We start from the raw sequence: 12520 nt of genomic DNA, 5'->3' as shown, positions 1-12520 counted from the left end.
CGGCAGCTGCATTCGTTTGCAGTGTTCGGATCCGCAGCAAGGGCATGGGTTCACAGAACGGCCGCTGGCGTCAGCGGCGTTCCCAGGAGTATCGAAATGGCTGTCCAGCAAAACAAGAAGTCGCCCTCCAAGCGCGGCATGCACCGTTCGCACAACGCGCTGACCACCCCGGGCACGGCGATCGAAGCCACCACCGGCGAAGTGCACCTGCGCCACCACATCAGCCCGACCGGCTTCTACCGTGGCCGCAAGGTCCTGAAGACCAAGGCCGACGCCTGATCTGGCTGCCGGCCGCGATTCGTCGCGGCCACCGCGGCGCGGCCCCGTCCGCGCCCGATCCTCTCGCCGGCCCGCCGCTTGCCAGCGTCATCTGCCCCTGGGCGCAATGACGCGGCTTTGCTGTTTCCGATGCGCAACGGGGTCATTCGGGTTGTCATCTGGCCACTCGACATGAGCCTCTGCTATGGTCCTGGATTGCTGGAATTAGATCGGCCCGACCGATCCCGACTGTGATTCATCCTGTACCCCTGACACCCCGAACGCGCGTTCGCCTGGCGGTGGACTGCATGGGCGGCGACCATGGTCCGTCCGTGACGCTGCCGGCCTGCAAGGCGTTCCTCGACAGCCATGCCGAGGCCGAGCTGCTGCTGGTCGGCAGCCCGGGAGCGCTGGCGCCTGCCACCGACTGGCAGCGCTGCACGCTGATCACGGCGAGCCAGGTGGTCACGATGGACGACACGGTCGAGACGGCGCTGCGCCGCAAGCGCGATTCGTCGATGCGGGTGGCCATCGAGCAGCTCAAGGCCAACGAGGCCGGCAACGTCGCCGCCGATGTCTGCGTCTCGGCCGGCAACACCGGCGCGCTGATGGCCGTGTCGCGCTACCTGCTCAAGACGATGGACGGCATCGACCGCCCCGCGATCGCCGCCTTCATGCCCAACATGAAGGATCAATACACCTGCGTGCTCGACCTCGGCGCCAACGTCGACTGCACGGCCGAGCACCTGCTGCAGTTCGCCGTGATGGGCGGCGCGCTGGTGACGGCCACCGAGGGCCGCGCCGAGCCGGTCGTCGGCCTGCTCAACATCGGCGAGGAAGTGATCAAGGGCAGCGAGGTGATCAAGCGCGCGGGCGAGCTGCTGCGCACGGTCGCGTCGCAGGGCCATCTGAACTACTTCGGCAACGTCGAGGGCGACGACATCTTCAAGGGCACGGCGGACGTCGTGGTCTGCGACGGCTTCGTCGGCAATGTCGCGCTCAAGAGCAACGAGGGCGTGGCCAAGATGATGAAGGCCATGATCCGCCAGGAGTTCGAGCGCAGCGTCTTCACCAAGCTCGCCGCGCTGCTGGCGATGCCCGTGCTGCGCCGCTTCCAGTCGCGCGTCGACCCGCGCCGCTACAACGGTGCCGCGCTGCTGGGCCTGAAGGGCCTGGTCTTCAAGAGCCACGGTGGCGCCGATGCGTTCTCGTTCGGCCAGGCGCTGATCCGCGCCCACGACGCCGCCCGCAACCGTCTTCTCGATGGCGTCCACGATGCCATCGTCGACACCATGCAAGCCTTGCCGCCCACCGGCGGCGAATCGGTTCCGCAAGCCGCATGAGCGCCCGTCCGTCCGCCGGAAGGCGCCTTCGTGCGTGCTCGTGCTGGGGAGTACTCTCAAATTAACGCGCCCCGCCATTCCCGCATCGCCGGCACCGGCAGCGACCTGCCGCCGCTGCGCCTGACGAACAACGACCTCGTCGACATGCTCGCCCGCCGCGGCGTCGAGACCTCCGACGACTGGATCGTCGAACGCACCGGCATCCGCGCCCGCCACTTCGTGGGCGACGACGTCAACGCAAGCGACCTCGCCACCGCCGCGGCGCTGCGCGCGCTGGAGGCGGCCGGCCGCACGGCGGCGGACGTCGACCTGATCATCGTCGCCACGTCCACGCCGGACATGGTCTTCCCGTCCACGGCCAGCATCGTGCAGCGCAAGCTGGGCGTGTTCGGCTGCGCGGCGTTCGATGTCCAGGCCGTGTGCTCGGGCTTCATCTATGCGCTGAGCGTGGCCGACGCGATGGTCAAGGCCGGCAGCGCCAACTGTGCGCTCGTGATCGGCTCGGAAGTGTTCTCGCGCCTGCTCGACTTCGACGACCGCACCACCTGCGTGCTGTTCGGCGACGGCGCCGGCGCGGTCCTGCTCGAGGCGAGCGACACGCCGGGCGTCGTCGCCACCAAGCTGCATGCGGACGGCCGCCACCTCGAGATCCTGTGCACGCCGGGCACCGTCAACGGCGGCAAGGTCTTCGGCGACCCGCTGCTCAAGATGGACGGCCCGGCCGTGTTCAAGCTGGCGGTGGGCGTGCTGGGCGATGTCGCCAACGAAGTGCTCGAGCTGGCCGGACGCACCACTTCCGACGTCGATTGGCTCGTGCCGCACCAGGCGAACATCCGTATCATGCAGAGCACGGCCCGCAAGCTGAAGTTGCCCGCGGACCGCGTGGTGGTGACGGTCGACGAGCACGGCAACACCTCGGCCGCCTCGATTCCGCTGGCGCTCGATGTCGCGATCCGCTCGGGCCAGATCCAGCGCGGACAGCGATTGCTGCTTGAAGGCGTCGGCGGCGGCTTCACATGGGGTGCAGCGCTGGTCGATTACTGAGTCGCAGGCCACTCCCAGAGACAGGCGGCGCGGCGTTTGCCGCCTCGCCATTGACGAGAACAACAAGATTTCCGATCCCATGACCGCATTCGCATTCGTCTTCCCCGGCCAAGGCTCGCAGAGCGTCGGCATGCTCGACGCCTGGGGCGACCACCCGGCCGTTCTTTCGACGCTGAAGGAGGCCTCCGCGGCGCTCGGCGAGGACGTGGGTCGCCTGATCCACGACGGCCCCAAGGAACAGCTGGACCTCACCACCAACACGCAGCCTGTCATGCTGACCGCCGGCATCGCGGCCTATCGCGCCTGGTGCGCCGAAGGCGGCGCGACGCCGGCCGCGGTCGCGGGCCACTCGCTGGGCGAGTACACCGCGCTGGTGGCCGCCGGCGTGCTGACGCTGGCCGACGCGCTGCCGCTGGTGCGGCTGCGCGCGCAGGCCATGCAGGACGCCGTGCCCGTGGGCGTCGGCGCGATGGCCGCCATCCTCGGTCTCGACGCCCAGGCTGTGCGCGACGGCTGCCAGGCCGCCGCGGCGGCGAGCGGCGAGGTCGTCGAGGCCGTCAACTTCAACGACCCGAAGCAGACCGTCATCGCCGGCACCAAGGCCGGCGTGGACAAGGCCTGCGAGATGCTCAAGGCCGCGGGCGCGAAGCGCGCGCTGCTGCTGGCCGTGTCGGCTCCGTTCCACTCCAGCCTGATGAAGCCGGCGGCCGAGCGTTTGAAGGCCGCGCTGGAAAAGGTCACGCTGCACGCGCCGGCGATTCCGGTCGTCAACAACGTCGACGTCGCCACGCCGGCCGACGCCGCCGCGATCCGCGACGCGCTGGTGCGCCAGGCCGCGGGCGCGGTGCGCTGGGTCGAGGTCGTCCAGTCGCTGAAGGCGCGGGGCACGACGCACGTCATCGAATGCGGCCCGGGCACGGCGCTGTCCGGCATGGTCAAGCGCATCGACGCGGAGCTGGTCACGGGCGGCATCCACGACCCGGCGTCGCTGGCCGCGATGAAGGGGGTGCTGGCATGAGCACGCACGGCCGCCCAAAGGGCGAATTGACCGAAGTGCGCAGCACGGAGGTTTCGAAATGAGCGATCTCAACGACGGCAACGTGCAGACGGCGCTGGTCACCGGCGCCTCGCGCGGCATCGGCCGCGCCATCGCGCAGGAGCTCGCGACGCGCGGCTTCCGCGTCATCGGCACCGCCACCAGCGACGCTGGCGCGCAGGCGATCACCGAGGCGCTGGCCGGGCATTCCGGCTGCAAGGGCGTGAAGCTGGACGTCAACGACGGCGCGGGCGTCACGGCGCTCGTCGACGGCATCGTCAAGGAATACGGCGGCGTGCACGTGCTCGTCAACAATGCAGGCATCACGCGCGACAACCTGGCCATGCGCCTGAAGGACGCCGACTGGGACGCGGTGCTCGACACCAACCTGAAGTCCGTCTTCCGCATGGCGCGCGAAGTCATGCGCCCGATGATGAAGCAGAAGTTCGGCCGCATCATCAACATCACGTCGGTCGTGGGCGCCAGCGGCAATCCCGGCCAGGCCAACTACGCCGCGGCCAAGGCCGGCGTCGCGGGCATGACGCGCGCGCTGGCGCGCGAGCTGGGCAGCCGCAACATCACCGTCAACTGCGTCGCGCCGGGTTTCATCGAGACCGACATGACCGACACGCTGCCCGAGGCCCAGAAGGCCGCGCTGCTGCAACAGATCCCGCTGAACCGCCTCGGCAAGCCCGAGGAGATCGCGCAGGCGGTGGCGTTCCTGGCCTCGCGCGAGGCCGGCTACATCACCGGTACGGAGCTGCACGTCAACGGCGGCATGTACATGAATTGAGCGGATTGCCGTATCGGCCGCAAGGCCGGTTCGGCCGTCTGGTTATCTGGGCAAGTAGAATCCGCCCGTTTTTACGCAAACCTCCCGGAGGAGTGTCATGAGCGACATCGAAGCACGAGTCAAGAAAATCATTGCCGAACAACTCGGCGTTCCCGAGGCCGACGTGGCCAACGACAAGGCCTTCGTGGCCGACCTGGGCGCGGACTCGCTCGACACCGTCGAACTGGTGATGGCGCTGGAAGACGAATTCAGCATCGAGATCCCCGACGAAGAAGCCGAGAAGATCACCACGGTGCAACTCGCCATCGACTACGCCAAGGCGCACGCCAAGGCATAAGCAGCTATGAGTCGTCGTCGCGTCGTCGTCACCGGACTGGGTCTGGTCTGCCCCGTGGGCAACACGGTTGCAGAGGGATGGGCCAACATCGTGGCCGGCAAGTCCGGGATCGCCACGGTCACCAAGTTCGATGCCAGCGCCTTTGCCTGCCATTTCGCGGGTGAAGTGAAGGGCTTCAATGTCGAGGACTACATCCCCGGCAAGGACGCCCGCCACATGGATACGTTCATCCATTTCGGCGTGGCGGCGGCGTTGCAGGCGATCAAGGACGCGGGTCTGAAGACCGGCGACCAGCTTTCCGAACAGGAAGGCGACCGCATCGGCGTCCTGATGGGCGCCGGCATCGGCGGCCTGCCGGAAATCGAACACACGCAGACCGAATACGCGAACCGCGGCCCGCGCCGCATCTCGCCGTTCTTCGTGCCGGCCTCGATCATCAACATGATCTCGGGCCACGTGTCGATCTACTGCGGCTACCGCGGCCCCAATCTCGGGCTGGTGACGGCCTGCACGACGGGCCTGCATTCGATCGGCATGGCCGGTCGGATGATCGAATATGGCGATGCCGACGTGATGATCGCCGGCGGCGCGGAATCCACCGTGTCGCCGCTGGGCATCGGCGGCTTCGCGTCGGCGCGCGCGCTGTCCACGCGCAACGACGATCCCGCCGCCGCCTCGCGGCCGTGGGACAAGGAGCGCGACGGCTTCGTCCTCGGCGAGGGCGCGGGCGCGCTCGTGCTCGAGGAATACGAACATGCCAAGGCACGCGGCGCCACGATCTACGCCGAGCTCGCGGGCTTCGGCATGAGCGGCGACGCGTACCACATGACCGCGCCCAACGTCGACGGCCCCAACCGCTCCATGCGCGCGGCGCTGACCAACGCCGGCATCAACGCCGACCAGGTCGACTACCTCAACGCGCACGGCACGTCCACGCCGCTGGGCGACCTGAACGAGACCAACGCCATCAAGAAGGCGTTCGGCGACCACGCGAAGAAGCTGGCCATCAGCTCCACCAAGTCGATGACCGGCCACCTGCTGGGCGGCGCGGGCGGCATCGAGTCGGTGTTCACGGTGCTCTCGCTGCGCGACCAGCTCGCGCCGCCGACCATCAACCTGGTCAATCCCGATCCCGAGTGCGATCTCGACTACGTCCCGAACACGGCACGCAAGATGAAGATCGACGTCGCGGTCAAGAACAACTTCGGCTTCGGCGGTACCAACGGAACCCTGGTGTTCCGCAAGGTCTGAACGCCGTCCCATCCCGGCGAGCCATGCGCGCGCCGCCCCCCGTCGAGTTCACGAGCGCGTTCGGCCGTGCCTGGCGCGCGGCCCTGTCGTTGCTGGTCGGCGCGTCGGTCGCGGTTCCGCTTGCCTGGGGGCTGCCGTATTTCGCGGCGCATTGGGGCAGCCCGCAGCCCGACGTGCTGCTCGAGGCGCTGGCCGATCCGCGCGGCCAGGCGCTGATCGCGATCTGGGGCGCGGCGATGGCGGTCGCGGCCTTCTGGCTGGCCCGTCGCCGCTCGACGGCAGGTGGGCGCACGCTCCGTTGGGATGGCCACGACTGGGTGCTCGCCGGCGACGCGGGCCGTCCCGACCAGCGTGGTGACGCCGCCCTGATGCTGGACCTCGGCCCCTGGATGCTCGTCCGCTTCCTGCCGTACGCGGGCATGGGCTCCGCCACCTGGCTGCCGCTGACGGCCGGGCTGGATCTCGCCCGCTGGGCGGCGCTGCGCGGCGCGCTGTGGAACTGGCGCGCCGGCCGCGGGGATGCACGTCCATGACGATGCTCAACCCGGATCCGGACGCCGCGCTGGTCGAGCGCGTCAAGCAGGGCGACGTGCGCGCCTTCGAGATGCTGGTCGTCAAGTACCAGCGCCGCATCGAACGGCTGATCGGCCGCATGGTGCGCGACGTCGACCTGGTGGCCGACATCGCCCAGGAGACCTTCATCCGCGCCTACCGCGCGTTGCCGCAGTTCCGCGCCGAGAGCGCGTTCTACACCTGGCTCTACCGGATCGCCGTCAACACCGCCAAGAAGGCGTTGGTCGACATGAAGCGCGATCCCGTGATGACCTACACGTCGATCCAGGGCAACGACGACGAGGATGAAACTTACCGCGGCGGAATGGAACCAACCGACGGCGAGACGCCCGAGGCGCTGCTCGCCAGCAAGGAAATCGCCGCGACGGTGAACGCGGCCATTGCCGCGTTGTCGGAAGATCTGCGCCAGGCCATCACGCTGCGCGAGATCGAGGGCCTCAGCTACGAAGAGATCTCGGACGTGATGAACTGCCCGATCGGTACCGTGCGTTCACGCATCTTCCGCGCCCGCGAGGCCATTGCCGAGCGGTTGCGGCCGTTGCTGGACACGCGCGACGGTAATCGATGGTGAGTGCGCACTACGCAGAACAGAACGACGCCATGAATTGTTTTCCACTCCAGACTGCCACCCGGCGAACCGATGACCCGTTGCGAGGTTTGAATGTCACAGCCTGATAGCGATCGTTCCGAGTCCAACCGCCGCATCCTGTCGGCCCTGGCCGATGGCGACGCCACCGACAGCGAAGCCACCCGCGCCTTCCAGGCCTGGCGCGACGATGCCGATGCACGCGCGTCGTGGCACGCCTACCAGCTGATCGGCGACGTGCTGCGCAGCGACGACCTGGCCGCCGAGCCGGCCGCCGACGAGGCCTTCCTCGTCGCCTTGCGGGCCCGCCTGGCCGACGAACCGGTTGTGCTGGCGCCGCAGCCGCGCGTCGAGGCCGAGCCGGCGGCGATGCCCGCTGCCGTGAATGCCGTCACCGCGGCCACGCGTTCGCGCGGTCGCTGGCAAGGGCCGGTGGCGATGGCCGCGGGCTTCCTGGTGGTGATCGGCGGCCTCAACATCGTGCGTCCCTTCGGCCACGGGGGCGGCGCGAACGTGGCCGCTGTCGGGGCCTCCGGGCCGATCCTGGCCTCGGCGACGTCGATCGACAACACCGGCGTGGCCGCGAGCTCGCCGGGCAAGGACGCGGTCGCGGTGGCGGCGGCACAGAGCAAGGCTGCGGCCGACCAGCTCGCGCCCTACCTCGCGGCGCATCGCCAGTCGGGGATGAGCGGGCCGTTCCAGATGCCCGGCAGCGACATCCGCAACGCGTCCCTGGTGCAGCCCGCGCGGTGATGGAGCGGGTGCTGTCCACGGGCCTGCGCCTGCCCGCGCTCCCGCGCGTGCGCGTCGCGCCCGCGCGCGCGACGCTGGCGCGCGTGTCGCGGTTCTCCGGCGCGCTGGTATGCGCCGCCGCCCTCAGCGCGGGGACGGCGCGCGCGCAGTCGCAGAAGCCTCCGGCGCCGCCGCAGTCCGCGGCCAGCGGCGAGAGCGCCGGCGACCTGCGCGGCTGGCTCGTTCGCATCCACGATGCCGCCGCGCGCAGCAGCTACGTCGGCACGATGGTCAACAGCACCGGCACCAGCGTCGTCAGCACGCGCGTCGGCCACTATTGCGAAGGCAAGAACACGCTGGAGCGCATCGACGCGCTCGATGGCGAGCCGCGCTCGATGCTGCGCGTCAACGACGAGGTGCGCACGCTGTGGCCGCGCTATCGGGTCGCGGTGATCGAGCCGGTCGACCCGCGCGCGTCGTTCCCGTCGCTGGTGAGCGGCAGCGAGAAGCACATCCCCGATTTCTACGAGCTGCACGTCCAGCCCATGGAGCGCATCGCCGGCCACGACGCCGACCGACTGCTGCTGAAGGCGCGCGACGACAGCCGTTTCGACCACGTGATCTGGGCCGACCACGCCACGGGCCTGCTGCTGCGCGTGGACGTGCAGGTGGCCGGCCGCACGCTGGAGTCCTCGGGCTTTTCCGACGTCAACATCGGCGTCAAGCCCGATGCGGCCGCGGTCTATGCCGAACTGCATCGCGCCGACGGCTACCACGTCGTCAAGCCGGCGATCCTGCACACGAAGCTCGCGGACGAGGGCTGGGTCATGCAGTCGGCGATGCTGCCGCCCGGTTTCCAGGCGCTCGACTGCGTGCGCCGCGCGCTCGACATGCCCGGCGAGACGGGCGTGCAGGCCAAGGTGCTGCAGGCCATCTGGTCGGACGGCATCACGCACGTGTCGCTGTTCATCGAGCCGTTCCAGCCGCAGCGCCATCGCAGCGAGGGCTTGACGGTGATCGGCGCGACGCACACGCTCACGCGACGCGTCAACGACATGTGGCTGACCGCCGTCGGCGACGTCCCGCCCGCCGCGCTCGACCAGTTCGTCCGCGCCCTGGAACGCAAACAGTGAGAATCCGTGGACGCGCCATGCACCAGGCGCGCGTCCACAATACCGAACCCCTGTTCCGGAGCCATCGCTCGATGTCCAAGCCCCACGTCCCCCAAGCCATCTCCGCCGCGCTGGCGCTTGCCACCGTGCTCGGAGCCGCGCTCCCGCTGACGTCCCGGGCCGAAGCCACGCCGGCGCCCGTGCCCGTGCAGGCGCCCGACACCGCCATCCGCGGCCTGCCCGACTTCACCGGCCTGGTCGAGACGGTGGGCCCGGCGGTCGTCAACATCCGCACCAACATCAAGCCGAAGGCGGCCGGCCCGGACACCTCGCTGCAGGCGCAGATGCAGCAGCTGATCGAGGAATACATCCGCCGCCACGGCGGCCGCGGCGGCCGCAATGCGCCTCCCGGCGGCAACGAGCTGCCGGACGACGAGGACCAGCCGGAGCAGGGCTACATCGGCTCGGGCTTCATGCTGTCGCCCGACGGCTACGTGATGACCAACGCGCACGTGGTCGAGGGTGCCGACGAGGTCACCGTCACGCTGACCGACAAGCGCGAGTTCAAGGCCAAGATCATCGGCAGCGACCAGCGCACCGACGTCGCGCTGCTCAAGATCGAGGCCGCGGGCCTGCCCTTCGTCAGGATCGGCAGCGTCGACCGGCTCAAGGTCGGCGAATGGGTGATCGCCATCGGCTCGCCGTTCGGCCTCGAGAGCACGGTCACCGCCGGCATCGTCAGCGCCAAGCAGCGCGAGACCGGCGACTACCTGCAGCTGCTGCAGACCGACGTCGCGATCAACCCGGGCAACTCGGGCGGCCCGCTGATCAACATGCGCGGCGAGGTCGTGGGCATCAACTCGCAGATCCTCAGCCCGTCGGGCACCAGCGCCGGCATCTCGCTGGCCATCCCGATCGACGAGGCGATCCGCGTGTCCGACCAGCTGCGCGCGAGCGGGCACGTCACGCGCGGGCGCATCGGCGTGCAGATCGGGCCGGTGTCCAAGCAGGTCGCGGAGACGCTGGGCCTGGGCAAGCCGATCGGCGCGCTGGTCGAGGGCGTGCAGGCCGGCCTGCCGGCCGAGAAGGCCGGCATCGAGGCGGGCGACATCATCACCCAGGTGCAGGGCAAGACGGTGGAGCGCTTCTCCGACCTGCCGCGCCTGGTGGGCATGGTCAAGCCCGGCGACAAGGTCAAGCTGCAGGTGTTCCACGACGGCAAGTCGCGGGAGATGACGGCCGACGTGATCGACTTCGGGCCCGAGACGCCGCCGACGCTGGCCGACGCGGTGCCGGACGTGACCAGCAACACCAAGGCCACGCTGGGCCTGAAGGTCACCGACCTCGCCGACGCCGATCGCGCGCGCCTGCATATCAAGGGCGGCGTGCGGGTGGACAGCGCCGAAGGAGCGGGCGCACGCGCGGGCCTGCAGGAGGGCGACGTCATCCTGCAGATCGGCAACGTGCAGGTGACGTCCGCCAAGCAGTTCGCCGCGACGGTGGCCAAGCTGGACAAGACCAAGGCCATCGCGGTGCTGGTGCGCCGCGGCGATTCCGCAAATTACCTCGTGATCCGCCCGAGCAAGTAAAATCCCTGGTTCGGTGGACTGACACGGATCAGCTCCGCCCCCGGCCCGGCTCGTTCGCGCCACGCGAATGTCCGGGCCGCGTCCATTTCCGAGGTCCGCCGGCACGCGTGGCTTCGCACCTCTTTCGCATCTCTTTCGCAGGTCACCCAGATGGCACAGTACGTTTTCACGATGAATCGCCTCGGCAAGATCGTTCCGCCGAAGCGAGAGATCCTCAAGGGCGTGTCCCTGAGCTTCTTCCCCGGCGCCAAGATCGGCGTGCTCGGCCTGAACGGCTCGGGCAAGTCCACGCTGCTCAAGATCATGGCCGGCGTCGACAAGGAATTCGAAGGCGAGGCCACGCCGATGCCCGGCCTCAACATCGGCTACCTGCCGCAGGAGCCGCAGCTCAACCCCGAGCAGACGGTGCGCGAGTCCGTCGAGGAGGGCATGGGCGGCGTGCTGGCCGCCAAGAAGCGCCTGGACGAGGTCTACGTCGAATACGGCCTGGAAGACGCCGACTTCGACAAGCTCGCCGCAGAACAGGCCGAGCTCGAGGCCATCATCTCGTCGGCCGGCTCCGACAACGTCGAGCACCAGCTCGAGATCGCCGCGGACGCGCTGCGCCTGCCGGCGTGGGAGGCGGTCGTCGGCAACCTGTCCGGCGGCGAGAAGCGCCGCGTCGCGCTGTGCCGCCTGCTGCTGTCCAAGCCCGACATGCTGCTGCTCGACGAACCCACCAACCACCTGGACGCCGAGTCGGTCGACTGGCTGGAGCAGTTCCTGCAGCGCTTCAGCGGCACCGTCGTGGCCATCACCCACGATCGCTACTTCCTCGACAACGCCGCCGAGTGGATCCTCGAACTGGACCGCGGGCGCGGCCTGCCTTACAAGGGCAACTACTCCGAGTGGCTGCTGCAGAAGGAGCAGCGCCTCGAGCAGGAGCAGAAGACCGAGGACGCGCGCACCAAGGCGATGAAGAAGGAACTCGAGTGGGTGCGCTCGAACCCGAAGGGTCGCCAGGCCAAGAGCAAGGCCCGGATGGCGCGCTTCGAGGAACTGTCGGACTTCGACTACCAGAAGCGCAACGAGACCAACGAGATCTTCATCCCCGTGGCCGACCGCCTGGGCCATGAGGTCATCGAGTTCACCAACGTCAGCAAGGGCTTCGGCGATCGCCAGCTGATCGACAACCTCAGCTTCAAGGTGCCCGCGGGCGCCATCGTCGGCATCATCGGCCCGAACGGCGCCGGCAAGTCGACGCTGTTCCGCATGATCTCCGGCAAGGAGCAGCCGGACTCGGGCACGGTGGCCATCGGCAAGACCGTGAAGATGGCCTTCGTCGACCAGACCCGCGACGACCTCGAGGATGCGAAGACCGTGTGGCAGGACGTCTCCGGCGGCCTGGACAACCTGACGGTGGGCAAGTTCGTGATGCCCAGCCGCGCGTACATCGGCCGCTTCAACTTCAAGGGCAACGACCAGCAGAAGCTCGTGGGCAACCTGTCCGGCGGCGAACGCGGCCGCCTGCACCTGGCCAAGACGCTGATCCAGGGCGGCAACGTCCTGATGCTCGACGAGCCGTCCAACGACCTCGACGTCGAGACGCTGCGTGCGCTGGAAGACGCGCTGCTGGAGTTCGCCGGCTCGATCATGGTCATCAGCCACGACCGCTGGTTCCTCGACCGCATCGCCACCCACATCCTCGCCTGCGAAGGCGATTCGCAGTGGGTGTTCTTCGACGGCAACTACCAGGAGTACGAAGCCGACAAGAAGAAGCGCCTGGGCGAGGAAGGCGCGCGTCCGAAGCGCGTGCGCTACAAGGCGCTCAAGTAAGGCGTTCGCCGAGCCTGGCGACGAGAAGGCCGCCCGCCGAGGCGGCCTTTT

13 protein-coding genes are annotated in these 12520 nt (G+C 68.9%); all 13 read left to right on the top strand.

All coding sequences use genetic code 11. The features are described 5' to 3' along the window. Positions 1 to 96 precede the first annotated feature (96 nt). The 13 genes from rpmF to ettA all read left to right on the top strand — a co-directional run bounded on the left by rpmF (position 97) and on the right by ettA (position 12469). Complete coding sequence (gene rpmF / locus LPC04_RS21635; protein ID WP_275684365.1) at positions 97 to 279, top strand: 50S ribosomal protein L32; 183 nt, start codon at positions 97 to 99, stop codon at positions 277 to 279. A 287-nt stretch (positions 280 to 566) separates the two neighbouring features. Next, entirely contained in the window at positions 567 to 1601 is a 1035-nt protein-coding gene (gene plsX, locus LPC04_RS21630; protein WP_420854754.1) for a phosphate acyltransferase PlsX, read from the top strand. Between the two features lie 30 nt (positions 1602 to 1631). Next, positions 1632 to 2645, top strand: coding sequence for a beta-ketoacyl-ACP synthase III (locus LPC04_RS21625; RefSeq protein WP_420854753.1), 1014 nt, complete (start codon positions 1632 to 1634; stop codon positions 2643 to 2645). Positions 2646 to 2724: 79 nt separating this feature from the next. Continuing rightward, complete coding sequence (gene fabD / locus LPC04_RS21620) at positions 2725 to 3663, top strand: ACP S-malonyltransferase (protein ID WP_275684364.1); 939 nt, start codon at positions 2725 to 2727, stop codon at positions 3661 to 3663. Between the two features lie 58 nt (positions 3664 to 3721). Then, on the top strand, positions 3722 to 4474 hold the full coding sequence (gene fabG / locus LPC04_RS21615; RefSeq protein WP_275684363.1) for a 3-oxoacyl-ACP reductase FabG: 753 nt from the start codon (positions 3722 to 3724) through the stop codon (positions 4472 to 4474). Between the two features lie 97 nt (positions 4475 to 4571). Continuing rightward, complete coding sequence (gene acpP / locus LPC04_RS21610; protein ID WP_275684362.1) at positions 4572 to 4811, top strand: acyl carrier protein; 240 nt, start codon at positions 4572 to 4574, stop codon at positions 4809 to 4811. Between the two features lie 6 nt (positions 4812 to 4817). Further along, positions 4818 to 6062 carry a beta-ketoacyl-ACP synthase II gene (fabF, locus tag LPC04_RS21605; protein ID WP_275684361.1) on the top strand — a complete coding sequence of 415 codons (1245 nt, stop codon included), beginning with the start codon at positions 4818 to 4820 and terminating at the stop codon, positions 6060 to 6062. A 23-nt stretch (positions 6063 to 6085) separates the two neighbouring features. Continuing rightward, positions 6086 to 6595: a hypothetical protein gene (locus LPC04_RS21600; RefSeq protein ID WP_275684360.1), complete on the top strand. Its 510-nt coding sequence runs from the start codon at positions 6086 to 6088 to the stop codon at positions 6593 to 6595. Beyond that, positions 6592 to 7206: an RNA polymerase sigma factor RpoE gene (gene rpoE, locus LPC04_RS21595; RefSeq protein ID WP_275684359.1), complete on the top strand. Its 615-nt coding sequence runs from the start codon at positions 6592 to 6594 to the stop codon at positions 7204 to 7206. The genes LPC04_RS21600 and rpoE overlap by 4 nt, the downstream gene beginning before the upstream one ends. A gap of 90 nt (positions 7207 to 7296) precedes the next feature. Beyond that, entirely contained in the window at positions 7297 to 7974 is a 678-nt protein-coding gene (locus LPC04_RS21590; RefSeq protein WP_275684358.1) for a sigma-E factor negative regulatory protein, read from the top strand. Continuing rightward, the gene (locus LPC04_RS21585; protein ID WP_275684357.1) at positions 7974 to 9086 is read left to right on the top strand and encodes a MucB/RseB C-terminal domain-containing protein; all 1113 of its coding nucleotides are present in this window, start codon (positions 7974 to 7976) and stop codon (positions 9084 to 9086) included. The genes LPC04_RS21590 and LPC04_RS21585 overlap by 1 nt, the downstream gene beginning before the upstream one ends. A 71-nt stretch (positions 9087 to 9157) precedes the next feature. Beyond that, positions 9158 to 10654 (top strand): Do family serine endopeptidase, encoded by a 1497-nt coding sequence (locus LPC04_RS21580; RefSeq protein ID WP_275684356.1) that lies wholly within the window; start codon positions 9158 to 9160, stop codon positions 10652 to 10654. A 150-nt stretch (positions 10655 to 10804) separates the two neighbouring features. Continuing rightward, on the top strand, positions 10805 to 12469 hold the full coding sequence (gene ettA, locus LPC04_RS21575; RefSeq protein ID WP_275684355.1) for an energy-dependent translational throttle protein EttA: 1665 nt from the start codon (positions 10805 to 10807) through the stop codon (positions 12467 to 12469). Positions 12470 to 12520: the final 51 nt, after the last annotated feature.

The organism is Scleromatobacter humisilvae (genome assembly GCF_023231945.1).
Lineage (GTDB): Bacteria > Pseudomonadota > Gammaproteobacteria > Burkholderiales > Burkholderiaceae_C > Scleromatobacter > Scleromatobacter humisilvae.
Note: the sequence above shows the minus strand (reverse complement) of the source record. Positions and strands in the feature narration are given on the sequence as shown.

Excerpts from the sequence above, each read along its gene's own strand:
- LPC04_RS21580 (WP_275684356.1), top strand. The coding sequence starts at position 9,158 with ATGTCCAAGCCCCACGTCCCCCAAGCCATCTCCGCCGCGCTGGCGCTT.
- fabG (WP_275684363.1), top strand. The coding sequence starts at position 3,722 with ATGAGCGATCTCAACGACGGCAACGTGCAGACGGCGCTGGTCACCGGC.
- rpmF (WP_275684365.1), top strand. The coding sequence starts at position 97 with ATGGCTGTCCAGCAAAACAAGAAGTCGCCCTCCAAGCGCGGCATGCAC.
- ettA (WP_275684355.1), top strand. The coding sequence starts at position 10,805 with ATGGCACAGTACGTTTTCACGATGAATCGCCTCGGCAAGATCGTTCCG.
- acpP (WP_275684362.1), top strand. The coding sequence starts at position 4,572 with ATGAGCGACATCGAAGCACGAGTCAAGAAAATCATTGCCGAACAACTC.
- LPC04_RS21585 (WP_275684357.1), top strand. The coding sequence starts at position 7,974 with ATGGAGCGGGTGCTGTCCACGGGCCTGCGCCTGCCCGCGCTCCCGCGC.
- plsX (WP_420854754.1), top strand. The coding sequence starts at position 567 with ATGGGCGGCGACCATGGTCCGTCCGTGACGCTGCCGGCCTGCAAGGCG.
- LPC04_RS21600 (WP_275684360.1), top strand. The coding sequence starts at position 6,086 with ATGCGCGCGCCGCCCCCCGTCGAGTTCACGAGCGCGTTCGGCCGTGCC.
- rpoE (WP_275684359.1), top strand. The coding sequence starts at position 6,592 with ATGACGATGCTCAACCCGGATCCGGACGCCGCGCTGGTCGAGCGCGTC.
- LPC04_RS21590 (WP_275684358.1), top strand. The coding sequence starts at position 7,297 with ATGTCACAGCCTGATAGCGATCGTTCCGAGTCCAACCGCCGCATCCTG.
- fabF (WP_275684361.1), top strand. The coding sequence starts at position 4,818 with ATGAGTCGTCGTCGCGTCGTCGTCACCGGACTGGGTCTGGTCTGCCCC.
- fabD (WP_275684364.1), top strand. The coding sequence starts at position 2,725 with ATGACCGCATTCGCATTCGTCTTCCCCGGCCAAGGCTCGCAGAGCGTC.